The following is a 26,285-nucleotide window of genomic DNA, read 5'->3' as shown; positions in this document are numbered from 1 at the left end:
AGACGAATGGACGACAGATATCTTCGTCAGACGCGGGGGCAGGTGGCTTTGCGCACTGACCCACTACACCACGGTCAACTCGCCTGAGCCACGCATTCGTTAGTCGGAACCTGTAGTGACTTCGCCTTCCTCGGGATCGTCCGCGGAACGCACCTCATTGCGGATGATGCCCAGTTCTTCGAGCTGGGCCGACATTCCCGCACCGTCCGGGGCATAGATCCACGGGACTCCCGGCGTGGGCTGGCCGCCGGACTTCGACCGACCACCTGCGAGCACCGCTTCACCCGCGGAGAGCTGTCGGATCGCGATGGCCCGGACGCTGGCGGGATGGCGTTGGGCGAACTCGGAGTAGATGGCCTCATCGTGTTGTCCGTCGTCGCCCACCAGCAGCCACTTGATGTTGGGGAACTCCTCGGCGAGGCGTTCCAAAGAGGTCCTCTTATGCTCCTGGCCGCTGCGGAACCAGCGATCCGGAGTGGGACCCCAGTCCGTCAAGAGCTTGGGACCGGCGGGGTACAAGTTGCGGGACAGGAACCGGGACAGGGTTGGTGCCACATTCCATGCCCCGGTGGACAGATACAGCACCGGAGCGGACGGCGCGGTCCTGGCGATCCGCTCATACAGCACAGCCATACCCGGTGTGGGGGTCCTCGCGTGCTCATTAAGGACAAAGGTGTTCCATGCTGCCAGGAACGGACGGGGCAGCGCGGTCACCATCACGGTGTCGTCAATGTCGGACACGACGCCGAACACGGCGTCGTCCGCGACGATCTCCACGGGAGCCTCCACGGTTTCCGACTCCCCGGACCGGAGGGTGATGGTATGCCAACCGGCATCGAGGGCCACCGGAATACGCGCGTCGACTACCCCTCCGCGGTCAGCGACGACGTCGTGGACGGTGCCATCAATGGTGACCTGCACCGATGCGTGGGCCACCGGCGCACTGGTGAAGTTGCGCCAGCCGCGCATGCTTTCCTGCAACGGATTTGTGTGGCCCGCTGCGTCCCGAGGGTCGCTACGGACGATACGCGCGAGGACCCGAACCCAGGAAGTGCTGCCGTATCCGGTGTAAGGGATGACGGTCTCCACCCGGCCACGCCGGATCGCGAGACGCGTCTGAAAACCAAGCCACGCGTCGTCGAGCCTCATAGCGAGGTGACGGCGTCCTTTACTCAGCGGCGTGGGGCCTTCATTGTCAACGGCGTCGGACTGGGGGCGCGGTTTCATGGGACGGGGAGACATGCGTCCAGTCTTCCATGGCTCGGCTCCCGAACGCAGTGTGTCCGAAAGAACTCTGCGGTGTCCAGGACACCCGGCCCTGAAACGGTTATGGTGCGGGCAACGGACTGGCCTGAACGATGATGTTCTTTCCCCAAAGATCAGCCGCGTAGCAGGTGATCAGAATGAGCCGACCTGGCACTATGTCCCAGATTTTGCTGTCCCTCAAAGTTTCTTTGTACTCAGTGGTGACATCGTCCACCTTGAAGTCCAGTTGCCCCTCAGCAGTGGTGACGGTCAGCAGATCACCCGCTTTCGCGAGTGTGCTGATGTTGTTGAATGGTGAGGCGCCGCCTTCCCAGCTGTGCCCCACAACGTAGGTGGTGTTCATCGAACCCTCACCGGGCATTCCGTACGGACTAAGCCAGTAGGCGTCCGGGGTGTGAGGCGGAACGATCGAATTCAGCTCAAGTTCCTGCAGCGTCGGAGCCAGCGACACCACGGCTTGATCCATCCCCACAGCCGCGTATGTGATGTGCAGGGGCGGGTTCCCTTGCCCCGGTTCAACAGCACTGCCCGGCCTTGCGGCCTGCGGAGTGAAGATGGGCGCTGTTGTCTGTGCACTGACCACGGGTACGGAACCCGGCCCGCTGGTAGCGGGCACGGATTCCGTTGCAGTGGCCGTGGATGGGGCATGGTGTACCCCTGCCTGTGCTGACCACCACCACCCAAGAAGCAGCAGAGTCAGCCCGACAGCGGCGAGGGCGGAGAACGACGCTCCCCTGCGTCGTTCGGCGCGGTGTCTCCGCAAGCTACTACTCCTTGTGGCTTCCCCTGCGCCCGCTCATCAGCAGCCGGCTTGCCAGGAAGACGACGCCCACGCCGCCAAGGCCCACCAAGAGTGTTCCGATGATCGTTGTTTGCTGGGTGGTGCCGGCACGGGACAAAGCGACGGCGGTATCCACATTGGCGCCTTGGTTCCTCCCTGTGCCGGCCAAGGGAACTGCCTGATTCGTAGCAGAAGCTGTTGCGGTAGTTCTTGTGGCGGGCGCCGTCTGAGTAGCAGAGGCTGTTGCAGTGGCAGTGGCTGTCGAAGTGGCCGTCGCCGTCGCCGTCTCAGTTGCAGTCACCGTGGGGGTGGCCGTCGCCGTCGCCGTCTCTGTTGGAGTGACCGTTACCGTCGGCGTCGCGGTTGCGGTGCCCGGGGGCGCCGATGTTGTGGGCGTGGTGACGCAGGCGGGGGTGGTCACCACGTTGGTGTCGAGGGAGACCTGTCCGTTACGGGCAAGCAGCCGCCCCTCCACAACTGCGTTGGTTTGAGCTGTTATCGATGTCAGCGCGAGGATGGACCCCTTGAAACTCGAAGCAGTGCCCAGCGTTGCCGAGCTGCCAACCTGCCAGAACACGTTGCACGCCTGGGCGCCGTTAGTGAACACGATGCTGCTGGCTGAGGCCGTAATGAGCGTAGAAGCGACCTGAAAGATAAACACTGAGGCGGGATTGCCTTGGCCATCAAGGGTGAGCTGTCCGCTGAGCGCCAATGAGGACGTCGACTTATAGACGCCCTCCGTGAGCGTCCGACCTACCAGGTCTCCGGATACGCTGGCCGTTAACGCTTGCCCGGCGGCATTGTTGTAAGCGGTGGTCAGATCCGACTGTGCCTGCAGCGCCACTGCGTCTGCTGCGTGGGTAGTGCCAGCGGCGATGCCGGGCGGAAACCCTGTAATTGCGGTGCCCGGGCTCAGGCCAAGGTCTCGCTGAAGGGTGGTCGGTCCTGTGTTGGTCACCGTTGTGGCGGCAAGGACGGAATAGGACGCTGCTGTACCCAAGTTCACCGGCGTGGCCGCAAATGCAGGCGACTGCTGCAAAATGATGGCGCCGGCAAGGAGAAGAATTCCGGAGGCAGCCCCCACCGATACGGTCCTTCGGCGCCGACGTGATCCCATCCATGGTGTGCGTGAATCTTTTCGCGCAGAGCTATGGTGCATGGCAGTTCCTTCCCCCAGCGGGGCAAACGCCCCAAAGCAACTGCCTAACAGGATGTGAGGGAGCTATACAGCGGACTGTACGCCCGCAAGCACGGCGCGCCTAGGGCAAAAGCTGGGCAAAAATGAACGTGGCCAGAGGGCAGATCTTGCTCTGCCAGGACCCAAATATGTATCGTCCCTGCTCAGACCATCAGGATGCTGACTATTGCGCTCAGTGGCAACTGTCAAAGCCGAAAAAAATTTACTCCAGAATTTTGATAAACCTCGCAATCCAAGGGCGGGCAGGCGCTACACAGCCGTGGTGGGTGCCCGGCCTTCGTCGCCATGCTGCTTTCGCGCTTCAGCGACCCGAAGTCGATCCAAGCGGTTCATCAGGGGCGCGGTGGTGGCCCCGTGCACCACGATGGACAGTGCCACCACCAAACCGATCAGGGCCCACAGTTCGCGTGCCTCGGCGTCGAAATTTCCATGGGTCAGCGCGTATGCCACGTAGAAGAGCGACCCGATCCCGCGAATCCCGAAATAGGAGATGGCCAGGCGTTCGCGTGGCCCGGTCTTGCCACCCATCAGCCCGAGCCATCCAGCCAACGGGCGGACCAGCAAGAGGAACGCCAAAGCGACCAACACCTCCGTCCAACCGATCCCCTCCAAGAGACCACGGGCTATGGCGCCGCCAAGGAGCACCAGAATCACCACGGTCATCAGACGTTCGAGCTGCTCTACATAGCTATGCAGCACTTGGTGATAGGAGTGGTTGTGCTCGGCGGACCGGATAGTCAGAGCGCAAAGGAAGACCGCGACGAATCCGTAGCCCTCCACCATTTCCGCAGCGCCGTAGGCCAGGAAAGTAGCTGCGAGCGCCACGAAACCCTCGGAGTGTTCTGACAAGCGGAAAGTCTTGCCCTTGGCCGCAAAGAAGAACATGCTCAAGAGCTTGCCCGTGCCGAAACCGACGAGCACCCCCGCAACAGTGCGCCAGAGAACATCCAGAGCGACCCATTCCCCCAGCCAGGCATCCGGGGAGGCCCCTACCAAGCTGATCAGGATGGCCAGGTACACAAAGGGGAAGGCGAGCCCGTCATTCAAGCCCGCCTCGGAGGTCAAAGCGAAGCGGACCTCATCCTCGTCCGGGTCATCTTCCGCGTCCGCAGGTTTTCCCACCTGGACCTCGGATGCCAGAACAGGGTCAGTGGGTGCAATCGCCCCTGCGACGAGGATGGCGCCCGCCAGTCCCAAGCCCAGCACCCACAGACCGAGGAGCGTCATCACCAGGATGCACAAAGGCATGACGATGCCGAGCAGGCGCCATGTGGTGGACCATCCGCGCCAACGGAAGGGTCTGTCCAGGGCCAATCCGGCGCCCATGAGCGAGATGATGACGCACACTTCGGTCAGGTGAGTCGTGAAATCCCCGTACTTGACGGGGTCCGGGTCCGGTAGCTCGGGAAGCAGGGTGAACGCCAGAATTCCGCTGCCCAGAAAGACCATCGGCATGGAAAGCGGCATGTGGCGCAACAATTTGGGCAGAACTGCTGCGGCCAACACCGCAAAGCCTGCCGAGAGGAACAAGATGCTGGGGGCTTCGAACACGAATAATCTTCTTCCTGACGAGCCGTTCGGCCCATCCCAGAAGCCTAGTTGGAAGTCAGCGCTGCGTCGATCAGGACTTCGGCTGCTTGACGCGCCTGTCCGGCTGCGTCGGATGTTCCCGCGATGGCCGCAGTGGTTTGGGCGCCTTCGGCGAGAATCGCGAGTTGCGGTGCCAGGTATTTTGGCGCGCCGGCCTCGCCAGCCAACCGGGCAACGTATTCCTGGAACGATTCCTTGTGCTTCCGCGCATATTCGGCGACGTCCGGGCTGATGGCACCGAGTTCGGCGAAGCTGTTGATGAAGCCGCACCCTCGGAAAGAATCCTGGCAGAACCATCCCGCGAGGTAGTCGAAGATGGCTAGGAGGCGTTCGCGGGGTGTCCCGGCTTGCTGGACGGTTGCGTCGAGCCCTTGGGTCCAGGATTGATGCCGGTGTTCAAGCACAGCCATGACGATGCTGCTCTTTGAGGGAAATTCCCCGTAGAGCTTTTTCAACGAGACCCCGGCCGCCGAACGGAGTTCATCCATGCCAACGGCTTGGATTCCCTTCGCGTTGTAGAGCTCATCGGCGGTGGCGACGATGCGGTTTCGGACCTCGGAAATATCCATGTGCCCATTCTACTTGAAATGAGAACGATCGTTCTATACGATGAAAACACAGCCGGAGAACGACCGTTCTCCACCTTCGGAAAAGGGAACAAAATCATGGGCTTCATCAAGGTCGGCACCGAGAACACCACGGACATTGAGCTCTACTACGAGGATCACGGGACGGGTCAGCCTGTGGTCCTGATCCACGGATACCCCCTGGATGGCGGCTCTTGGGAAAAGCAGACAGCCGCCCTCCTGAACGCCGGATACAGGGTCATCACCTACGATCGCCGCGGCTTTGGCAAGTCCAGCAAACCGACCACGGGCTATGACTACGACACCTTCGCGGCAGACCTGAACACCGTGCTTGAAACCTTGGACCTGGAGAACGCCGTACTGGTGGGCTTCTCGATGGGCACCGGCGAAGTCGGGCGCTACATCGGCACGTACGGAGAAGCCCGCGTAGCCAAAGCCGCTTTCCTGGCTTCGCTCGAACCCTTCCTCCTCCAGACGGACGACAACCCCACCGGCGTTCCATCGTCAGTCTTCGACGGCATCCGCAACGCCGCCATCGAAGACCGGTACGCCTGGTTCACCAACTTTTACAACGACTTCTTCAACACCGATAACTTCCTGGGCAACCGCCTCAGCGAAGAGGCGCTGCGGAATTCGTGGAACGTCGCCGCAGGCTCGTCCTGGTATGCCTCCTTCGCGGTTGTGGACTCGTGGCTCACGGACTTCCGCTCCGACATCGAGAAGGTCACCGTCCCGTCATTGATTGTCCACGGCACCGACGACCGCATCCTGCCCATCGACTCCACGGGCCGCGAATTCACCAAGCGCCTCCCCTCCGCCGAATACGTCGAGATCGAAGACGCCCCGCACGGCATGCTCTGGACGCACGGCACCGAAGTCAACGAGATCCTGCTTCGCTTCCTGGCCAAGTAATTAATAACGACGGCGGTAGGTCACCCCAGGTTCCAAGGGAACCCGCGGCGGCCTGCCGCCGTCGTGCGTTGACGTAGCGCAGGTCACGTCCTATGCTTTATGAATCGATTCAAGAAGTAACCTTCCTCACGCTGAATGAGCACCAAAAGTTCAGTCCTGGACGGGAAGAGCTCTTGTTCCTTGCCAACGACGACATAGGAGTTCAGCCGCAATGACCGTGATGCACGGGAGGGACGTCCCTTCAACCCAAGGCGAAGCCACCGGCCAGAAGGATCCGAAGAAAGCCGCCATGAGCGGTTGGATCGGAAGCGCGCTGGAATACTACGACTTCGCCCTGTATTCACTGGCCGCGACGCTCTTGTTTCCCACCATCTTCTTCCCCACGGAGAATCCCACCGTCGGCATCATCGCGTCGCTGGCCACCTACGCCGTAGGTTACGTTTCCCGCCCGCTCGGCGCCGTGATCCTGGGCGCCTACGGTGACAGGCACGGGCGCAAGAAGGTGCTCGTTTTCGCGATGCTGCTCATGGGCTTCGCTACCTTTGCCGTCGGACTCCTGCCCACGTACGGACAGGTGGGCCTCCTCGCTCCTGTCCTCCTGGTGATTCTCCGACTGGTCCAAGGATTCGCCGTCGCGGGTGAACTCGGTGGCGCCAGTGCGATGATCGTGGAGCACTCCCCCGACGCGAAGCGCGGCTTCTTCGCCAGCTTCAGCCTGCAGGGCACACAGGTGGGCTCCATCCTGGCCACGGCCGTCCTTATTCCCCTCGCCGCATTCCTCCCCGACGAGCAGTTCCACTCGTGGGGCTGGCGACTGCCATTCCTGCTCAGCGCCGTAGTGATCGTGGCCGGATACGTCATTCGCCGCCGCGTCGAGGAGCCTCCCGCATACCTGGCCCAGTCCGAAGACGCCGGCGCCAAGCGTCGCTTCCCACTGGTGGACCTCCTGCGCACCCACCCCTGGGTTTTGCTCCGGTGCATCATCATGACGTTCACCAACGTCATCGGTATGGCCACCCTCATCTTCGGTGTCTCCTTCGCCACCCAGAAGGGCTACGGCATCGGTTTTTCCAGCAGTGAGTTCCTCTGGGTGACCATGGCTGCCAATGTTGCCGCAGTGCTGACCATCCCGCTGTTCGGCGCCCTGTCCGACAAGATCGGCCGCCGGGCACTGATGGTGGCCGGCGGCATCACCGGCGGCCTGCTGACCGTGGGATACCTGTGGGCGATCGAACAGCGCAGCCTCCCGTTGGTGTTCGTCTGCGTCGTGATCGTTCAGGGCATCCTCTTCCAGATGTGGAACGCCACCTTTGCCACGTTCTTCCAGGAGCAATTCCCCATGCGGATGAGGGTCACCGGCTTCGCGGTCTCGCAAAACATCGGGCTCATGATCGCTTCCTTCTTCCCGAGCCTCTTTACGGCAATCGCTCCCCCGGGATCAGCGAACATCCCCATGGTCATCGGCCTGACCACGCTGGGCATCTGCGTTGTCTCGGCCGTGGCAACCCTCCTGTCCTCGGACACCAAGGGCAAAACACTCGAGGACCTCGAAGCCCGCTAGTGCCCAGCTAGTCGTTGACCAGCTCAGCTGTCTCGCTCACGGGCGCCACCGCCTCCCTTACCTTCTTCCCGCGGGCATATCCAACAAGCCCCAGGGCCAGAATGCAGCCGAGGGTTCCAAGAGCAAAGGCCTCGAAAGTGAACTGCGAGACGCCCCACGTTGCCTCGAAGTCGTATGGCAAGCCGAAAAGCACGTCCAGTGTCCCCGGGAAGATGGCCACCCAGGACCCGATCAGGATCCACGCGAAGCAGATGTAACCCAGAATGCGGAAGCCCGTGTCCGAGACAGGAACCTTGAAAGGCCGGTCAGCGTGGGGATACTTGCTCCGCAGCTTCACGGCGGCCGGGATGGCCAACAGGTAACTGAGCAGGAACGTGGAAATCGCGATGGAGAGGACCACGCCAAACAGTGCGCTGCTGGTGCCGCTGAGCTGCATGGCTGCGAGCATGAACAGCGTCGCCACCACACCGGAGAGCGTGTTGACGCGGATGGGGGTGCCGAGCTTGGGGTGGAAGCGTCCGAAGAAGCCTCCGAAGAAGGAGCCGTCTGCAGCAGCCATGGCCTGCATGCGGTCGCTGATGATCATCCATGCGGCGCCTTGCGAGACCAGGATGAAGCAGAAAACCACCGCGGAAACGGACAGCATGACCTCCGCAGCAGGCCCAAAGACTGTGTAGACCGTGGCGATTGCGCCGAACAGACCTCCAATGCCGGTGATCTGGTCCAACGGCACTACCAGCAGGATGGCCAAGATGGGGAGCAGGTAGCTCGCGGCGGCAATCATGGAGGACCTGGCAACCGAGATGGGAACGTCCTTGGCCGGGTTCTTCATTTCCCCCGCAGCGCTGTTCCCGGACTCGAAGCCAAGGAACGAGAACAGCAGAAGTGGCGTGACGCCCAGGAAGCCAGCAAGCGTGGGTGAGAAGAAGCCCAGGTCGAGCCCGTTGAAACCGTGCTGCAGCCCGTAAATCATGGTGACAATGATGAAGAAGGTCAGGAACGCCACCTTGAGGATGGCCCCCAGCGAGGGTAGCCATTTGCCGTGCTTCAAGCTGATGATCGCTGAGGTCACCGTGATCCAGATGAAGAGAAGCTTGAAGATGTAATCGGCAGGGCTTCCGGCGTCCACATGGCCCACGTACTCGGACCAGGTTTCCACTGCTACGAAGGCCATGGCGCCACCCACCCAAACGGGCTGCGTCACCCAGGTGAAAAGGGACGTGATGGCTGCAACCACGCGCCCAAAGGCCATTTTTGTCCATACGTAGACGCCGCCCTCTTCAGTGAAGGCACCGCCTGTCTCGGCGAAGATGAGTCCGTAGGGGACCATAAACGTGATGGCAAGGATGAGTGTCCAGGTGAAGGTTTCCCCGCCGAACCCGGAAACCTGGCCCAGGACTTCCACTGAGATGACGGCGGCGACCACCAACAACAAGATGTCGAAGCGGCCCAGGGATTTTTGCAGATGCTTGCTTTGTTCTTGCGCGAGCCGCGTTGAGGCTACTGGCTGATCCATGATCGATCCTTTGCTACTGCTTAAGTTTGCTACTGAGCAAGAAGGGTGGGAAGGGAAGGTGTCTTAGCGACTGGTGCGATGTGAGGGAGCGGGCGGGCTCTCGTCTACGTTGACGTGCCGGGTCCGGTCCACTGTGAGCCCTAGCGTAGGCGCGTGAATTGCATCAGGTAAACCATGGAATAACGATGCATATCAGCGTTTTTTCAGATGGGATAGATCAGTCGAACTGGATCCACGTAGTCTTTGGCGCCGTGTAGTTGTCGAAGGCATGCAGGGAGAGGTCCCGGCCGAATCCGGACTGCTTGAAGCCTCCGAACGGGGTGGTGTTTCCCAGTGCGTCAACGGTGTTAACGGAGACTGTTCCGGCAAGGAGCTCCCCTGCCACCCGATGGCCGCGGGACAGGTTGGACGTCCACACGGATGCAGCCAATCCGTAGTCTGTGGCATTGGCCAACCGCACCGCTTCCCCCTCCGAGTCGAACGCGTGCAGCACAGCCACGGGTCCAAAGATCTCGTCGCGGTGAACGTCATGGTCCGCCGGGAGGCCGCCCAGGAGCGTAGGTTCCAGGTAGGCATCGGAGCCTTGGATTTCGAGCCGCTCACCGCCGAAAAGCACCTCACCTTCGGTGCGTCCCCGCCGAATCCAGCCTTCGACGTCGTTCGCGTGGGCGCTGCTGATGAGGGCGCCGTTGCCGGCCAAACCAGCCAGCGGATCCGCGGCCCGGTAACCAACCGCAGCTTCTGCAAGCAGGGTTGCGAACTCGTCATGGATGTCCCGCTGCACCAGGATCCGTGAGTTCGCAGAGCAGACCTGGCCCTGATTGTAGAAGGCCCCAAAAGCAGCTTTGGCTGCCGCTTTAGGCAGGTCGGCCGTATCGGAGAAGACGATATTGGAACTCTTACCGCCGGCTTCCAGGCTCAGTCGCTTGAGGTTGCTGCGACCTGAGGCTTCCAACAGTGTTCGGGAAACGGCAGTGGAGCCCGTGAAGGCCAGCGCATCAACGTCCATGTGATGCGCCAACGCTGCGCCTACTTCGCGGCCGGTACCGGTAATGATGTTCAGCACGCCATCCGGCAGACCCGCTTCCGTGGCCAGCTCGGCGAGGCGCAACACGCTCAGCGAGGTCTGTTCGGCCGGCTTGAGCACCACTGTGTTGCCGGAGGCCAGTGCCGGCGCCAGTTTCCACACCGCGATTTCCAGCGGGAAGTTCCACGGAACAATGGCGGCCACTACGCCCAGGGGTTCGCGGGTCACCAGGGCCGTGGCTCCGGGTGGGACGGCGGGCATTTCACCGCTTTGCTTGTCTATAGCCTCGGCGTACCAGCGCAGCGTGGAGATGGCGCCGGGTACGTCCACGGTTGTGGTCTGCAGGATTGGTTTTCCGCTGTCCAGCGTCTCCAGCAGGGCCAGCTCATCGGCATTCAGCTCCATGAGGTTGGCCAACGCCAGCAACAGTCCCTTTCGCTTTTCGGCCCCGGAACGGGACCACGACGGGAAAGCGCGCCTCGCGGCCGCCACCGCGCGATCGACGTCAGCCAGGCCGCACGCGGCCAACTCAGCGAGGACTCGGCCATCAATCGGGCTGCTGGTGGGACGGACGAGCCCGGTGCTTGCCGCCGCCCGGCCGCCGTCAATAAATGCCCTGCCATCGATCGCCAGGGCGTCGGCTCGGCCGTGCCAGTCGAAGGACAGCGTAGTGGATGTTGTGTTCATGGTGACTCCTGGTGTGGGGTTTCAGTTCGGGTGTGGTGTTGCGGTGCGGGTCATACGGAGGGCCGCCGAAGCAGCCATAAGGCAAAGCAGTTCAACGCCGATGAGGATGAGCATGGCCGGCTGGTGGTCCGGAGTGGATGCGCCCTGGACGTGACCGTGGTGGCCGCTGCCAGGTCCCAGCAGGAGGACCAGATGGATGAGGTTCATTGCTGCACTCATGGCCAGGAGGTGGCCGGCGGCACGAGTTGCGGCCTGTCCGGCGCAGAACGTCCGGGCGGGAAAGCCCGCCATGGGAGCCGCGCAGCTCAAGCACGCAGCGCCCATCGCGGCCATCCACCAGGCCATCACTCCTGCCGGACCGCTGGCCGCTGCCACCACATGGGCTACAGCGCTGCCAGCAGCAGCAACGCCCACGAGGCCCGCGGAAACGGGCGTAGTTGTGCCGCGCCGCCGGGGTAGGCGGGATTGCTGGTTCATGGTTCTCCTGGCCGCCGGCGACATTTGGGTCAAGGACTTTACGCCGGCCTGTGAGGTGGGTAACATCAAAGCGTTGGTTGAACAGTTGTACCATCAAAAATCGACTTCAGGAAGTGCCATGACCCTTCAGACCACCCCCTTGGCCGCAACGACGCAGGCTCCGCTGGGGCAACATCCGCTTGAGCAGCTCTCGGCACACGAAATCCACCAGGCGCGCCGGATCCTGGCCGATGCCGGGCTCGTCGCAGAAACCACACGCTTCGCTTACCTGGGCCTGATCGAGCCACCTAAGGCCGTCTTCCAGGCAGACGCAGCAGATGCCCCTCGCTTGATCCGGGCAATGCTCTGGGACGCCACGCAGTCGCGTTCCCTCGATGTCAGGCTGTCCCTGGCCACAGGCCTCGTCCTGGATCAGCGTGAACTCAACCCGGAAATCGATGGCCAACTGCCGGTCCTTCTCGAGGAATTCGGGATCATTGAGGACATTCTGGCTGTAGATCCACAGTGGAACGCAGCACTGGCCAGCCGCGGCCTGACCCCCGCCCAAGTCCGCGTCGCTCCCCTCTCCGCAGGCGTCTTCGAGTACGGGAATGAGGAAGGCAAGCGACTGCTCCGCGGCTTGGGATTCCACCAGGACCACCCCGCGGACCACCCGTGGGCCCACCCGATCGACGGGTTGGTGGCTTTCGTGGACATTGAGAACCGGCGCGTCAACCACCTGATCGACGACGGCCCGGTTCCGGTACCAGAGGTCAACGGCAACTACACCGACCCCACCATCCACGGAGAGCTCCGCACGGATTTGAAGCCAATAGAAATCACCCAACCCGAGGGTCCCAGCTTCACCTTGGAAGGCAACCATCTGTCTTGGGCAGGCTGGGACCTCCGCGTCGGCTTCGACGCCCGCGAGGGATTGGTGCTCCACCAGCTCCACCACTCGCACCAGGGACGGCGCCGCCCGGTGGTCCACCGCGCATCCATCTCCGAAATGGTGGTGCCGTATGGAGACCCGTCCCCGTACCGAAGCTGGCAGAACTACTTCGATTCCGGCGAATACCTGGTGGGCCGGGATGCCAACTCACTCAAGCTTGGTTGCGACTGCTTGGGCGATATCACCTACATGTCCCCGGTGGTGGCAGATGATTTCGGCAATCCGCGCGTGATCGAGAACGGCATTTGCATCCACGAGGAAGACGCGGGAATCCTGTGGAAGCACACGGACGAGTGGGCAGGTTCCAACGAGGTTCGCCGCAACCGCAGGCTGGTGGTCTCCTTCTTCACCACCGTGGGCAACTACGATTACGGCTTCTACTGGTACCTCTATTTGGACGGCACCATCGAGTTTGAGGCGAAGGCTACGGGCATCGTGTTCACGGCAGCACTCCCGGACAAGGACTACGCCTACGCGTCGGAGATCGCTCCGGGCCTTGGTGCCCCTTACCACCAGCACCTCTTCAGCGCGCGCCTGGACATGATGGTCGACGGCGGCACCAACCGGGTTGAGGAACTGGACCTTGTACGGCTTCCCAAGGGGCCCGGGAACCCTCACGGCAACGCCTTCACACAAAAGCGCACAGTGCTGACCCGTGAATCGGAGGCAGTCCGCGATGCCGATGGCACCAAGGGAAGGGTGTGGCACATCAGCAACCCGGACTCGCTGAATCACCTGGGCCACCCGGTGGGCTACACCCTTTATCCGGAGGGCAACCCTACGTTGGCCATGGCGGATGATTCCTCTATCGCTTCGCGGGCCGCCTTTGCCAAACACCATTTGTGGGTCACGCAGCACGCAGAGGACGAGCTTTACGCCGCAGGCGACTTCGTCAACCAGCACCCCGGAGGTGCAGGGCTTCCCAGTTACGTGGCTCAGGACCGCGACATCGATGGCCAGGACCTCGTAGTGTGGCACTCGTTTGGCCTGACGCACTTCCCGCGGCCCGAGGACTGGCCTATCATGCCCGTTGATACCACCGGATTCACCCTGAAGCCGCACGGCTTCTTCGATCAGAACCCCACACTCAACGTGCCATCGTCCTCCACCGGACACTGCGCTCCTGCAGAGCAAAACACCGGCACCTGCGGACACTGAGGGCGTAACCCGCGTTTTACCTGCACCTACCACCGCGGGGGCGCGCCCCGGCGTCCCCGCGGTGGTAGGGTGCTCACGGTCCGGCCATGGCCACCCGCCCGAACGAAGGAACAGCATGCCCCGCTTGGTTGATCACGAGGAACGTCGCCGTTCCATCATCGAAACCACGTGGCGGCTGATCGCGGAGCAGGGCATCGAGAACGCCAGCATGCGGGACATTGCCAGTGAATGCGGCTACGCGGCACCGGGAGTGCTGGCCCATTACTTTCCCAATAAGGACGCCCTGCTGCTGGCGTCCTACGAGTTGATCTGCGAACGCACCAACGAACGCATCGCGGCTGGCACGGCAGGCCGTCGCGGCCTTTCGGCCCTCAGAAGGTTGTGCCTGGAGATCATTCCGGCCGATCCCCTCACCGTGGTGGAGGCCCGCGTGGCGGTGTCCTTCTGGCAGCGGGCGCAGACGGAAGACGCGCTGCGGGCAGTGGGTCGGGAGGCTTTGCTGCACTGGCGTGGCCTGGTGTTGGGTTTCCTTGCCCAAGCAGAGCACGACGACGAATGCGCACCTTTGGCGGATCCGGATGCGGTTGCCGATGAGCTGCTGAACATCATGATGGGCCTGCACGTCACCTCCATGCTGGATCCGGACGCCGTCACCGGTTCCCGGCAACGGCACCTGGTGGAGCGGGCGCTGGCGCGGCTTGCCGTCACTGTTTGACCCCATCAAACAGACAATTCACCCCCGTACGCGAGGGTGAATTGTCCACTGGTGTGTGTGTGTCTACGTGTGCGCCACGCCCTGCGTTGCCCGGGACGGGGTTCCCGCCGAGTGCAGTTCTTCCTCGTCCATCAGGTTCTTGCCTTTGCTTTCCTTCATGCTCAGCACAGCAGCAAGTCCTACAAGGCCCACCAGAATCAGGTAGAAGGCTGGCATCATGTCGTTTCCTGTCTGCGCAATGAGCCAGGTCAGGACGTACGGGACGGTTCCGGCGAAGATGGCCGCGGTGACGCTGTAGGCGATAGAGAGCCCGGTCTGCCGTGTTCGGGTGGGGAAGAGCTCGGCAGCTGCTGCCGCATGAACTCCAAGGATGAGGGCCAGGATGACGCCCAGTCCGATGGTGCTGACGATGCCAGCCCAGGCTGTGCCGGTCTGCATGACCAGGAACAAGGGGTACGCCAGTACCACCAGTGAAACGGCGGCAGTGATCAGGAGCGGCTTTCTGCCGATCCTGTCGGACAGCGCGCCCACTAACGGTACGAGAATCAGGCCCGCCACAGAAGCCGCCGTGGAAAGCAGCGCGGCTGTTCCGGCGTCGAAACCCAGCACTTTCTCCTGATAGGTCAGGAGGTAGACCAGCACCACGTAGAAGGTAACGTGCATCATGATCTCCAAGCCGCTCATCTGAAGCAGCTGCTTGCGGTGTTTGGTGAAGACTTCCTTGACGGGGCTCTGCGGGACGTTGCCCAGCTCCTCCAGGGAACGGAATTCCGGAGTGTCTTCAATCTTGGACCGGATGTAGAAGCCGATGACACCCAGGGGAACTGCGATCAGGAAGGGAATGCGCCAGCCACCGCCGGCAATGGCTTGTGCGTCCATGGCGCTGGAGAGCACGAAGACCACCAGCGAGGCCGCCAGGAAACCGAGGAGGCTTCCGAATTCGAGCCAGCTGACGCCGAATCCACGGTGCTTCCTGGGTGAGTACTCGGCCAGGAAGGCGGCCGCGCTTCCGAACTCACCGCCTGCTGCGAGGCCTTGGACCACCCGGGCGGCCACAAGCAGGATAGGCGCCCACAGGCCGATGGCGTCGTAAGTGGGCAGTAGCCCGACCACCAGCGTGGCACCGCTCATGGAGAGAATCACGATTGACAGCGTCTTCTTGCGGCCGATCCTGTCGCCGAGGGTTCCGAAGATCAGTGCGCCCAGGGGACGGACGCCGAAGCTGATGGCGAAGACGGAAAAAACTGACAGCAGGGCCGCTGTGCTGTCTTGTTGGGGGAAGAAGACCACGGCGATGGTGGACGCAAGGTAGGCGTAAATAGCCCATTCGAACCAGTGGACAAAGACGCCGATGGAACCGGCGGCAACACTGGTGCGCAAACCCTTTCTGCTGATCTGCCCCTCGATGTTATTGGTGTTCACAGTTCCTCCTGGAGGAAAAGATCCGATGCTGGGATGGGGAGAGCGAGCCTGTGGCGGTCGACGTTGACCGACCTGAGACTGCGCCACCAGGGCACGTGATGTGGATCACGCTCGATTGCTGGTATAACCATTTTCGAGCGCGGAACTGTGATCTGTCGAATAGATTTTTAACACCAATTGCATCTGTTGAACAGATGCAGCGGGAACCGGACCTAGCTTCGCGCCGAGCGGGCGGCGACGATCTGATGCCTGACTGCTTGCGCTACCGCCCGCACCCTCGCCGTGGGGCGGTGGGACTTCAAGTGCGCCAGAACTGTCTTCAATTCCGGCACGTCGTCGCGGATTTCGACGGCGGCCAGCTGGCCGCCGTCGTAGGTCAACTGGTGCTGTGGCCGCTGGTGAAGGATGGAATAGCCGAGGCCGCGCGCCACGAAAGTGCGCACCGTTTCATAGCTGGCCGATCGGAACCTGATGTCCGGCTCCTGGCCACCCAGCCTGGCGATGGACATCATGAGGTCACGGGTGTGGGGCAAGTCCAGCAACACAAAGGGTTCGCCGCTCAGTGCGGACAGTTGAACGGTCTTTGATCCTGCCAGTTTGTGGTTTGGCGGCAGTGCCACATAAGGCCGAACGGCATCCACCACGGAACGGGCTATCGCTTCGGGAAGGTCCAGGTCGTAGCACAGCGCCAAGTCCGCCTGCCCGCTGAGCAAAGCGGCGATGCAGCCCGCAGTATCGGTCTCGATGACTTCAGCTACAAGTGCGGGGTGATCTTCCCGCAGTTTGGTCAGGACACCGGGAAGCAGGAAAGGCGCAAGCGTGCTGAAGCAGGCTATGCGGATCCGACCGGAGACACTCTGGTGCTCTCCGCGTGCGTGGTCAACGCTCTCCTCAACCTGCGCGAGGATCGCCTGCGCGTCCCTGACGAAGAGCTCCCCTGCCGGCGTGAGCACCAGGCCCTTGGAGCGCTGCCTGATGAAGAACTGCGTGCCTACGTGGCGCTCCAGCTGGGCAATCGCAGCCGAAACTGCCGATTGGGCAACATTCAGGCGGACGGCCGCACCTGTCATGGACAACTGGGCTGCCGCTTCCACGAAATAGCGCAACTGCGTGAGGGTCACATCCATGCCACGAGAGTACACCCTGCATCAGAAAAGTCGATGCAATCGTTCTAAAAGAACTGTTGGACAGATTTAACGCGCCGCAGGAAGCTGAAGGATACGAGCACCCGGCTAACAGGACTGAAAGGCAAGCTGCGACATGAAGCACCAGCGTATCCGTACGTTCAACACGAAAGAGACCTACCCGGAGCAGAACCTGGATAACGATCTTTGCCAGGCCGTTGTGGCCAATGGCGTGGTTTACCTTCGGGGCCAGATCGGACAGGACCTGGAGACGCGCGAGTCTGTGGGCATTGGCGACGTTGAAGCCCAAACGGAAAAGGCCATGGCCAACATCGACATGTTGCTCAAGGAGGCCGGAAGCAGCCTGGAGGACATCGTCAAGGTGACCGTCTACCTCATCGATCCTCGCTACCGTGAGACCGTCTACCGCACCATGGGGCGCTGGCTCAAGGGAGTGTTCCCCGTGTCCACCGGCATCGTTGTCCAGGCCTTGGCCCGCCCGGAGTGGCTCGTGGAAATCGACGCCACCGCAGTGCTCTCCACGGAGGCACAGCAGTGACGTTCAGTATTGCCGCAACCGACAGCCACGGCAGATTAGGCATAGCGGTCTCCTCGTCCTCCCCCGCCGTTGCAGCCCGCTGTGCGCATCTGCGTGACGGAATCGGCGCCGTCAGCTCCCAGAACATCACCGATCCTCGACTGGGAACAGCGCTGCTGGACCGAATGCAAGCCGGATATTCCGCGCAAGAGGCGATTGACGCCGTCGTACAGGAATCACCCGCCGTGGACTATCGGCAACTGGTGGTTCTGGACGCCAAGGGTGGATCCGCCGTGTTCAGCGGCGCGCATACCCTTGGCTCGTTCGGCGAAGGACGGGGTGCGAACAGCGTGGCTGCCGGCAATATGCTGGCGCATCCGGGCGTTGCCCAGGCCCTGTGCGACGCGTTCGAAGGCGCCAAAGGCGAACTGGAAGTGCGCCTGATGGCTGCCCTGCGAGCCGCTGAGGCAGCAGGCGGCGAGGCCGGACCTGTGCGCTCAGCGGGTATCTCGGTGGTGTCCGGACACGGCTGGCGCGACACTGACCTCCGTGTGGACTGGCATGAGGATCCGATCGCTGAACTGGGGGAACTGCTGGAAGTGTGGCTTCCGCAGCGGCAGGACTACGTGGTCCGCGGCCTGGACCCCGCCGCTTCCGTCAGCTATGGGGTGGCCGGCGATGAGCGCTGAACCGGCAACCACCTCGGCTCCGGCTGTCCAACGCGACCGGGTGCTGGGTTCCGTGACCGTCCAGCAGCCTTCCCTGGTTCGGCTCTCGGAGACCCTGCACGCCAACCCGGAGCTGGGCTGGCAGGAACATCGCGCCGCCGCCTGGACCGCCGACTATCTGACCGCCCATGGCTTTGAGGTGGAAAGGGAGTACTTGGGCTTCCCCACGGCGATCCGTGCGGTCTTCGGAACGGGCTCCCGCCGCGTTGGGCTCATGGCTGAGTACGACGCACTTCCAGGTCTCGGCCACGCCTGTGGCCACAACATCATCACGGCCATCTCGTGCGGTGCCGCTGTGGCCTTGGCGCAGTTCGCCGCCGAGCGTGATCTGACGGTGGAACTGTACGGGACGCCCGCCGAGGAAGGCGGCGGGGGGAAAATCGAGTTGCTCAAGAGAGGCGCCTTCCAGGGCTTGGATCTGGCCATGATGGCGCATCCCAGCCCTGTGGACTCCGCTGAAGCCCGTCCGTACGCCGTGGCCCACAACCACGTGGAGTACAGGGGCAAGTCCGCTCATGCTGCTGCTTATCCCGATCAGGGAGTCAATGCCAACGACGCCTTTATTGTTGCCCAGGTGGCGTTGGGCCTCCTCCGCCAACAACTGCCGGCGGGTACCCGTGTCCATGGGATTCAGACCCGGGGCGGCGAAGCCCCCAACGCCATCCCTGAGAAAACGGAAGGCCGCTGGTACGTCCGTGCCGAGTCACTTGCCCTGTTGGGCGAGCTTGAGGAGCGCGTTCACCGGTGCTTCGAGGCCGGGGCCTTGGCGTCCGGCTGCGAGTTGTCGGTTACCGCGGAATCGGAGCCCTATTCGGAGTTCCGTACGGACCTGCGGGCACTTGAGCTGTACGTGCGGCACGCGGAGACTCTCGGCCGTGACTTCAACGCACCGCCGGAGCAAGCCACCATGAACCGGGCGTCAACAGACATGGGCAATGTGTCCCAAGTGGTGCCGGCCATCCACCCCTATATAGGACTCGGCTGCTTCCCGGCAGCAAACCACCAACCCGAGTTCGCCGCGCATTGCGTCGGTGACGCAGCCAACCTTGCCATTCACGACGGCGCAGCCGCCTTGGCACTCACGGCGCTGGACTACCTGGCAACGTAGCCGGGTATTCCATGACTGCACTTCCAGGAACAGGACCATGACACAACAATCATCTTCTCCCCTCCCGGGAACACGGCGGGAGCATGACAGCCTCGGGGACGCTGACGTTCCCGAGGCTTCCTACTGGGGCATCAGTACTCTACGGGCGGTGGACAATTTCCCCGTCAGCGGACGAACCATCGGCACCCTGCGTTCCCTCATCTGGAGCCTGGGGGCCGTGAAATACTCCGCAGCACGTGCAAACGAAAGCTTGGGCCTGCTCGATCCGGAAAAATCCTCGGCCATCCAAAAGGCTTCCTTGGAAGTCATGGATGGCCTCTTGGATAACCAGTTTGTGGTGGACACCATCCAAGGCGGAGCCGGGACCAGCACCAACATGAACGCCAACGAGGTCATTGCCAACCGCGCGCTGGAGCTGATGGGTCAACGTAAGGGCGACTACTCTGCATTGCACCCCATTGATGACGTGAATCGCAGCCAATCCACCAACGATGTCTATCCGACGGCCATCAAGATTGCCCTGCAGCGGGAAATCTCGGCGTTCTGTGCGGAGCACGCACAGCTCATCCAAGCATTTGATGCCAAAGCAACGGAGTTCGCCGGCATCATCAAAGTGGGTCGCACCCAACTGCAGGACGCTGTTCCGATGTCCATGGGACAGGAGTTCGGGGCCTTCGCCGACACCCTTCGTGAAGACGGCCACCGGCTCCTTGAACTCCTTCCCCACTTGCGGGAGTCCAACCTTGGAGCCACGGCCATCGGCACCGGCATCACCGCTTCCCCCGGCTACCGGGAAGCTGTGATCAGTGAGCTCAGTTCCATTACCGGCATGCAGCTCACCTCCGCGACAAACCTCGTGGAGGCCACCAGTGATACTGGCGTCTTCATGCTCGTGTCCGGTGTCTTGAAGAGGGCAGCGGTGAAGCTCTCCAAGATCTGCAACGACCTCCGCTTGCTCTCTTCGGGTCCGCAGACGGGCTTCGGGGAGATTTCGTTGCCCGCAGTGCAGGCCGGGTCCTCCATCATGCCCGGGAAGGTCAATCCGGTCATCCCGGAAATGGTCAACCAGGTTGCCTTCCGGGTGATCGGCGCCGATGCGACCGTGACCATGGCCGTGGAGGCGGGGCAGCTCCAGCTCAATGCTTTCGAGCCGGTCATTGCTGACGCTTTGCTTGAGTCGATCGCATGGCTCACCGTGGCCTGCCGCCAACTCCGGACGCACTGCGTGGACGGCATCACCGCGAATACGCAGCTGCTGCAGCAACGGATGGTCGAATCGATCAGCGTGGTCACCGGCTTGGCACCACTGATCGGGTACGCCGCTGCAGCCGAACTGGCCAAGGAGGCTCTCGCGTCCCATCGGGGAATTGCCGAATTGGTGATTGAGCGCGGGCTGCTTGACTCGCAGAAAATGGAGGCGGCTCTTTCGGCCACGTCGCTGGCAGGGCTCGGCTGACGTCACCAACCCCGCAAGGCCCGACGTCGGCACTCACGCGAGTGCCGACGTCGGGCCCTTTGTCGTGCGTCAGCAAAGCCGGGCGTGCGTCAGCAAAGCCGGGCGTGCGCCAGCAAAGCGCGGCGTTGGACACGGCAAAGGGACCATGCCGATGTGGCATGGTCCCTTTACTGTGCTTGTCCCCCCAGTCAGACGGCGCCGCTCGCCACCAGCGCGTCCTGTTCGTTGTGGACCAGGTAGCTCCGCTGGATGGTGATCTGGTCGGCAACGTACTTGGCGTCGTGCCAGACACCCCAGATGAAGCTGGAGCCTCGGCGTGACTGCCACGGCAAGCCCAGGAAATAGACGCCGGGTTCGGTGGACACACCGCGTTGCTGGAGGGGTTTTCCCTTGTCATCAAACGCGTCCACTTGCAGCCAGCTGTAGTCCACTGCGAAGCCTGTTGCCCACACGATGGACGTGATTCCGGCACTTGCGAGATCGAGCTCGCGGATGGGGTTGGTAAGGCTCTCCGGATCGGGTCGCAGGAAGCGGGCCTCGGGTTCTTCGGGGAGGTCCAAGCCGTTGCGTTCAACGTACGCGTCGGCTTCGTCGAGCAACTCCAGGTAGTGTGCGTCGCCGTTTGCGATGTTGGTACGGAGGTCATCCGCGAAACGCATGGTTCCGTTATCGAACGCCGTGGTCCGTCCCACGAGCTTGATCCCGTTCTCTGCGAGCGCGCGGAAATCGACCGTGTGGCCGCCGTCCGCCCCGCTGACTGCGATAGTCACATGTTCGGCGCCCGCAGCGGGAGTGGAGGCGTCCCACTTGCCGAGCACTCCGAGCCACCAGCAGAAGTCCCGGCCGCGGTAGTTCCGCGGCGGGCGGTCATGTGGCCCAACTGAGAGGAAGACCTGGCGGCCTGAACGCTGGATTTCCGCGGCGATCTGCACGCCCGAGGACCCTGCCCCGACCACCAGCACGGCACCTTCCGGCAACTGGCCAGGGTTGCGGTAGGAGCTCGAGTGCATTTGCATCAGTCCGGCGGTTTCGGGAACGACGGCGGGGATCACCGGCCGCTGGAACGGCCCGGTGGCAGCTACGACGTAGCGGGCGTTGAACTCGCCATCGGACGTTTGCACATGGAAGCCCGGCGCACCGACGTTCCTGCGCACGGAAGTCACCTCAACACCGCAACGGATGGGCGCCCCAATCTTCTGGGCGTACGCCACGAAGTAGTCGGCGACCTGTTCCTTGGAGGGGAACGAGCCGGGCTCGGTGTCGGTGAATTCCAGGCCCGGGAAACGGTCGTGCCAGGCGGGGCCGTTGGCAACCAGGGAATCCCACCTCATGGAACGCCACCGCTCGGCGATACGGTGGCGTTCCAGGACGATGTGGGGAATTCCCCGCTCGCTCAGGTGCTCGCTCATCGCTACCCCGGCCTGGCCCGCGCCGACGACGAGGACCTCAACCTCTTGGATTGACATGTGATCTCCTATTTGGCGAAAGGTCACAGCGCGCATAGATGGCTCCCGTCGTTGGGAGCATCGGCTGGAATGAGGGGCGCTGTGGCCCTTTTTCTGTGACGGTTAATTCATTCTCACGCGCCCGAAGTGCATCTGCATAGCGAATAAAACCGCGAAACAACATCGGAAATTGTGATGAAGCTGTACCCGCCGGTACTGGGACCCACTGCTCTGTGGCACCATGACATACAGCTTGCAAAGCCCATCGACCTCACATCGATAAGGAGAAACTCACGTGAGCAGTCCCATCAAGATCGCTGTGACTGGCGCGGCTGGCCAGATCGGCTATAGCCTCCTGTTCCGGATCGCCAGCGGTGCCCTGTTCGGTGGCGATAGTCCAGTGCAACTCCGGCTCCTGGAGATCACGCCCGCGTTGAAGGCACTTGAGGGTGTTGTCATGGAGCTCGACGACTGCGCGTTTCCCGCGCTCGACTCGGTGGAAATCGGCGACGACGCCGACCATATTTTCGACGGCGTCAACCTTGCCTTACTCGTTGGCGCCCGTCCGCGTTCCAAGGGCATGGAGCGCGGCGACCTTCTCAGCGCCAATGGTGATATTTTCACGGCACAAGGCAAGGCCCTGAACCGGGTCGCGGCCGACGACGTCCGTATTGGCGTGACGGGCAATCCGGCCAACACCAACGCCTTGATTGCGATGAGCAACGCCCCGGACATCCCGGCCTCGCGATTCAGCGCCCTGACCCGGCTGGATCACAACCGCGCCATAGGACAGCTCGCTGCAAAAACCCACGCCAGGGTCGGAGATATCCGCAAGATGACCGTCTGGGGGAATCATTCTGCAACGCAGTATCCGGACATCTTCCACGCAGAAGTCGCCGGCAGAAACGCGGCGGAGGTGGTGAACGATCAGGACTGGATAGAGAACGAATTCATCCCCACGGTTGCCGGGCGAGGCGCAGCGATCATCGAGGCCCGGGGCGCGTCCTCTGCGGCATCGGCAGCGTCGGCAACCATCGACGCAGCCCGCGACTGGCTGCTCGGCACCCCCGAGGGCGATTGGGTTTCGATGGCCGTTGCGTCCGACGGATCATATGGGGTGCCCGAAGGTCTCATGTATTCATACCCAGTAACTACCTCAGGCGGAAACTGGGAAATTGTTGAAGGACTGGAAGTGAACGACTTCAGCCGCAGGAAGATGGACGCTACAGCCGCTGAGCTTTTCGACGAGCGCGCCGCCGTGGCGGAACTCGGCCTGATCTGATGACCGTCAGTGACGTGCTGTTGGCGTGACCAGCAGTGCAAGGTCGGTGCCGGGCGCCGCTAGTCGATCCACTGTGCTGAAGATGAACTCCTGCATTGCTGCTGCGGCTGCTGATGGTCCAATGTCGTTGCGCCGGGCCAGGTTGACGGTGCGTGACAGCGAGGGATTGACCAGGCGGGCGCTGCGCAGTCCGGGCCGGCCGATGACGACCATTGCCGGCACCACCGCCACGCCCAGTCCCCTTTCCACGAAGCGCAGCACGGCGTCCATCTCGGCGCCTTCCACGGCGATCACAGGTTCCAAGCCGCTGGCGGAGAACGCAGCCTCGGTGGCCATCCGCAGATCATAGCTACGGTTGAAAGCCACTTGCGGAATGCGCGCCAACTCTTCCAGGGTGAGTTCTTCCGGCGAAGCCGCTCCGGCGGCGGAAACAACCACCAGTTCCTCGGTCAGCAACGGAATCAGTTCAGTGCCCTGCACGGCGGGGTCCGTTCCACGGGTGACCACCAGAGCCAGGTCCAGTGCGCTTTCATTGAGGGCATCCACCAGGAAACGGGAGCCGCCTTCAGTGATGTGCAATTCCACTCCGGGATGCGCGCTTCGGAAAGAGGCCAGTACGTCAGCCACCAGTGAGACGCACAGGGTAGGTGGGGCGCCCAGGCGGATGCGGCCCCGGCGCAAACCTGCAAGCTCGTTCATCTGCTCCCGTGCCGTCTGCGCGTCACCGAGCATGCGCCGGGCGATGGGCAGGAGGAGCTCCCCCGCGTTCGTCAGGGTCGCCCCGGACGGTCCGCGGTGGAAAAGAGCCATTCCTAGATCGGCCTCAAGAGCTGCGATCTGCCTGCTGAGAGAAGGTTGCGCGAGAAACAGTTGCTCGGCCGCGCGTGTGAAATGGCCCACTCGGGCGATCGCCTCGAAGGAGCGTAACTGCTCTAGCTTCATGGTCATAGCATAAATGCATCAACTTCACTCGAACAATTCATTGGATACATGATGCGGCTCCTTCTAGCGTTGACAGCATGAACCTCAACACCATTCCAGAACGCCTTATGTCTACCTCCGTGCTGGTCATCGGCACTGGCGGCGCCGGCCTGCGCGCGTCAATTGAACTCGCCCAACAGGGGGTGCAGGTGCTGGCCGTGGGTAAGCGTCGCAAGCATGACGCCCACACGAGCCTGGCCGCCGGTGGCATCAACGCTGCTTTGGGCACGATGGATCCCGAGGACAGCTGGCAACAGCACGCCGCCGACACCTTGCGGGAGTCCTATTTCCTGGCCGACCCGTCCATCGTCGAGACAGTAGCCCGCAACGCGGCCCGCGGTATCGAGGACCTTGAACAGTGGGGCATGCCGTTCGCCCGGGAGGAGGATGGCCGCATCTCACAGCGCTTCTTCGGCGCCCACAAATATCGCCGCACGGCTTACGCAGGGGACTACACCGGCTTGGAGATCCAGCGCACGCTGATGCGCCGGGCCGCAGAGTTGAACGTGCCAATCATCGACACCGTCTACATCACACGGTTGCTCGTCGCTGACGGCACCGTCTTCGGCGCATATGGATTCGACATCGTGGACGGCACCCCGGTGCAGATCCACGCCGATGCGGTGATCCTGGCCGCAGGCGGACATACCCGCATCTGGCGGCACACATCGTCCCGGCGCGATGAGAACACCGGGGACTCCTTCCGGCTGGCCGCCCTGGCCGGAGCGCGGATCCGCGACGCCGAGCTGGTTCAGTTCCACCCTTCCGGCCTGTTGGAGCCCGACGACGCGGCCGGTACGTTGGTCTCCGAGGCAGCGCGCGGAGAAGGAGGCATCCTCACCAACGGCCTCGGTGAGCGCTTCATGGAACGCTACGATCCCGAACGCATGGAACTTTCCACCCGTGACCGGGTTGCGCTGGCCGCATTCACCGAGGTCGCCGAAGGTCGCGGGACCGAGAAGGGCGGCGTTTACCTGGACGTCTCCCACCTGCCACGGGAAACCATCATGGAAAAGCTGCCACGGGTCTACCGCACCATGATCGACCTGCAGATGCTGGACATCACCACCACCAAAATCGAAATTGCGCCCACCGCTCATTACTCGATGGGCGGGGTCTGGGTTGCACCGGAGGACCACGGAACGGGAGTGAACGGCCTCTACGCAATCGGCGAGGCATCCTCCGGGCTGCACGGCGCCAACCGCCTCGGCGGCAATTCACTGATTGAGCTCCTCGTCTACGGACGTATTACCGGCGAGCATGTGGCCGACTACGTCCATTCGCGTACCCATATCGTCCGGGATCCCGCCGCTGTGGGAATAGCCCGCGGGGAAATGCAGTCACTGCTCAGTGACCGCGGAACAGAGTCGGCACGGCGGCTGCAGCGCGAACTACGCAACCTCATGACCGAACACGCCGGGGTGGTGCGCACCGAACAGGGACTGGAACAAGGACTCGCTAAGCTGACCGCTTTGGAGGAACGCGCCCAGCTCGTTACCGCCCACCCGGACATCGCAGGGTTCGATGACCTGGCCCACGCCTACGACCTTCTCGGCTCCCTGCTGGCAGCACGAGCCACCCTTGAGTGCGCCCTTGAACGCCGCGAAACCCGCGGCGCCCACAACCGTGCTGACTTCCCGACGGCAGATCCCTCGCTGCAGGGGAACTTTGTCTGGTCAACAGATGAAGGCGTCAGCTTCGAAAGCCTGCCGCCCGCTCCGGATTCCTTCCGAGCCCTGGCCCAGGCCAACGCGGACGACTCCGTCGCTGGGAAGCTCGTCGAGTAAAAGGGAGA

22 protein-coding genes are annotated in these 26,285 nt (G+C 62.6%); 10 read left to right on the top strand and 12 right to left on the bottom strand.

Translation table 11 applies throughout. From position 1 onward, the window contains the following. Positions 1-99 precede the first annotated feature (99 nt). From ARUE_RS02800 to ARUE_RS02775, 5 genes are all read right to left on the bottom strand, one after another. Positions 100-1,242 (bottom strand): App1 family protein phosphatidate phosphatase, encoded by a 1,143-nt coding sequence (locus ARUE_RS02800; protein ID WP_014920660.1) that lies wholly within the window; start codon positions 1,240-1,242, stop codon positions 100-102. An 85-nt stretch (positions 1,243-1,327) separates the two neighbouring features. Next, positions 1,328-2,029: a class F sortase gene (locus tag ARUE_RS24585; RefSeq protein ID WP_286140238.1), complete on the bottom strand. Its 702-nt coding sequence runs from the start codon at positions 2,027-2,029 to the stop codon at positions 1,328-1,330. Positions 2,030-2,033: 4 nt separating this feature from the next. Then, positions 2,034-3,131, bottom strand: a complete 1,098-nt coding sequence (locus tag ARUE_RS02785) for an ice-binding family protein (protein WP_202949979.1) — start codon at positions 3,129-3,131, stop codon at positions 2,034-2,036. Between the two features lie 363 nt (positions 3,132-3,494). Next, on the bottom strand, positions 3,495-4,796 hold the full coding sequence (locus ARUE_RS02780; protein WP_014920657.1) for a cation:proton antiporter: 1,302 nt from the start codon (positions 4,794-4,796) through the stop codon (positions 3,495-3,497). Between the two features lie 44 nt (positions 4,797-4,840). Continuing rightward, complete coding sequence (locus ARUE_RS02775) at positions 4,841-5,404, bottom strand: TetR/AcrR family transcriptional regulator (RefSeq protein ID WP_011773339.1); 564 nt, start codon at positions 5,402-5,404, stop codon at positions 4,841-4,843. A 96-nt stretch (positions 5,405-5,500) separates the two neighbouring features. On the opposite strand from ARUE_RS02775, the gene ARUE_RS02770 reads away from it, so the two are divergent. Both ARUE_RS02770 and ARUE_RS02765 read left to right on the top strand, forming a co-directional pair. Then, entirely contained in the window at positions 5,501-6,334 is an 834-nt protein-coding gene (locus ARUE_RS02770) for an alpha/beta fold hydrolase (protein ID WP_011773338.1), read from the top strand. 211 nt (positions 6,335-6,545) lie between these two features. Next, complete coding sequence (locus ARUE_RS02765) at positions 6,546-7,895, top strand: MFS transporter (protein ID WP_011773337.1); 1,350 nt, start codon at positions 6,546-6,548, stop codon at positions 7,893-7,895. A 7-nt stretch (positions 7,896-7,902) separates the two neighbouring features. Here the strand turns inward: ARUE_RS02765 and ARUE_RS02760 are convergent, their stop codons facing one another. The 3 genes from ARUE_RS02760 to ARUE_RS02750 all read right to left on the bottom strand — a co-directional run bounded on the left by ARUE_RS02760 (position 7,903) and on the right by ARUE_RS02750 (position 11,602). Further along, positions 7,903-9,411 carry an APC family permease gene (locus ARUE_RS02760; protein ID WP_014920655.1) on the bottom strand — a complete coding sequence of 503 codons (1,509 nt, stop codon included), beginning with the start codon at positions 9,409-9,411 and terminating at the stop codon, positions 7,903-7,905. A gap of 217 nt (positions 9,412-9,628) precedes the next feature. Continuing rightward, on the bottom strand, positions 9,629-11,125 hold the full coding sequence (locus ARUE_RS02755; RefSeq protein ID WP_014920654.1) for an aldehyde dehydrogenase: 1,497 nt from the start codon (positions 11,123-11,125) through the stop codon (positions 9,629-9,631). Positions 11,126-11,146: 21 nt separating this feature from the next. Continuing rightward, complete coding sequence (locus ARUE_RS02750) at positions 11,147-11,602, bottom strand: hypothetical protein (RefSeq protein WP_014920653.1); 456 nt, start codon at positions 11,600-11,602, stop codon at positions 11,147-11,149. A 118-nt stretch (positions 11,603-11,720) separates the two neighbouring features. On the opposite strand from ARUE_RS02750, the gene ARUE_RS02745 reads away from it, so the two are divergent. After that, on the top strand, positions 11,721-13,691 hold the full coding sequence (locus ARUE_RS02745) for a primary-amine oxidase (RefSeq protein ID WP_014920652.1): 1,971 nt from the start codon (positions 11,721-11,723) through the stop codon (positions 13,689-13,691). Positions 13,692-13,806: 115 nt separating this feature from the next. Continuing rightward, complete coding sequence (locus tag ARUE_RS02740; RefSeq protein WP_014920651.1) at positions 13,807-14,406, top strand: TetR/AcrR family transcriptional regulator; 600 nt, start codon at positions 13,807-13,809, stop codon at positions 14,404-14,406. Positions 14,407-14,469: 63 nt separating this feature from the next. Here the strand turns inward: ARUE_RS02740 and ARUE_RS02735 are convergent, their stop codons facing one another. Together ARUE_RS02735 and ARUE_RS02730 are read right to left on the bottom strand one after the other, a co-directional pair. Next, positions 14,470-15,828, bottom strand: coding sequence for an MFS transporter (locus tag ARUE_RS02735; protein ID WP_014920650.1), 1,359 nt, complete (start codon positions 15,826-15,828; stop codon positions 14,470-14,472). A 212-nt stretch (positions 15,829-16,040) separates the two neighbouring features. After that, positions 16,041-16,955 (bottom strand): LysR substrate-binding domain-containing protein, encoded by a 915-nt coding sequence (locus tag ARUE_RS02730; RefSeq protein WP_014920649.1) that lies wholly within the window; start codon positions 16,953-16,955, stop codon positions 16,041-16,043. 133 nt (positions 16,956-17,088) lie between these two features. Here ARUE_RS02730 and ARUE_RS02725 point away from each other — a divergent pair, with 133 nt between their 5' ends. Genes ARUE_RS02725 through ARUE_RS02710 form a run of 4 tightly spaced genes read left to right on the top strand, consistent with a single transcriptional unit; the run spans position 17,089 to position 20,782 of the window. After that, positions 17,089-17,511, top strand: a complete 423-nt coding sequence (locus ARUE_RS02725) for a RidA family protein (RefSeq protein ID WP_011773330.1) — start codon at positions 17,089-17,091, stop codon at positions 17,509-17,511. Beyond that, the gene (locus ARUE_RS02720) at positions 17,508-18,179 is read left to right on the top strand and encodes a DUF1028 domain-containing protein (protein ID WP_014920648.1); all 672 of its coding nucleotides are present in this window, start codon (positions 17,508-17,510) and stop codon (positions 18,177-18,179) included. Before ARUE_RS02725 ends, ARUE_RS02720 begins: the two co-directional genes overlap by 4 nt. Then, positions 18,169-19,326 carry a M20 family metallopeptidase gene (locus ARUE_RS02715; protein WP_014920647.1) on the top strand — a complete coding sequence of 386 codons (1,158 nt, stop codon included), beginning with the start codon at positions 18,169-18,171 and terminating at the stop codon, positions 19,324-19,326. Before ARUE_RS02720 ends, ARUE_RS02715 begins: the two co-directional genes overlap by 11 nt. 37 nt (positions 19,327-19,363) lie before the next feature. Then, positions 19,364-20,782 (top strand): aspartate ammonia-lyase, encoded by a 1,419-nt coding sequence (locus ARUE_RS02710; protein ID WP_011773327.1) that lies wholly within the window; start codon positions 19,364-19,366, stop codon positions 20,780-20,782. A 188-nt stretch (positions 20,783-20,970) separates the two neighbouring features. Here the strand turns inward: ARUE_RS02710 and ARUE_RS02705 are convergent, their stop codons facing one another. Continuing rightward, a complete protein-coding gene (locus ARUE_RS02705) occupies positions 20,971-22,248 on the bottom strand; it encodes a flavin-containing monooxygenase (protein WP_014920646.1) in 1,278 nt (425 codons plus the stop codon). 274 nt (positions 22,249-22,522) lie between these two features. Here ARUE_RS02705 and ARUE_RS02700 point away from each other — a divergent pair, with 274 nt between their 5' ends. Further along, positions 22,523-23,509: a malate dehydrogenase gene (locus ARUE_RS02700; protein ID WP_014920645.1), complete on the top strand. Its 987-nt coding sequence runs from the start codon at positions 22,523-22,525 to the stop codon at positions 23,507-23,509. A 6-nt stretch (positions 23,510-23,515) separates the two neighbouring features. Here ARUE_RS02700 and ARUE_RS02695 read toward each other — a convergent pair whose 3' ends face one another. After that, the gene (locus tag ARUE_RS02695; RefSeq protein ID WP_014920644.1) at positions 23,516-24,457 is read right to left on the bottom strand and encodes a LysR family transcriptional regulator; all 942 of its coding nucleotides are present in this window, start codon (positions 24,455-24,457) and stop codon (positions 23,516-23,518) included. A gap of 71 nt (positions 24,458-24,528) precedes the next feature. Here ARUE_RS02695 and ARUE_RS02690 point away from each other — a divergent pair, with 71 nt between their 5' ends. Continuing rightward, entirely contained in the window at positions 24,529-26,277 is a 1,749-nt protein-coding gene (locus ARUE_RS02690) for an L-aspartate oxidase (RefSeq protein WP_011773323.1), read from the top strand. The last annotated feature ends 8 nt before the right edge of the window (positions 26,278-26,285 follow it).

It is taken from the genome of Arthrobacter sp. Rue61a (genome assembly GCF_000294695.2).
Lineage (GTDB): Bacteria > Actinomycetota > Actinomycetes > Actinomycetales > Micrococcaceae > Arthrobacter > Arthrobacter aurescens_A.
This window is presented reverse-complemented; position numbering and strand designations above follow the sequence as displayed.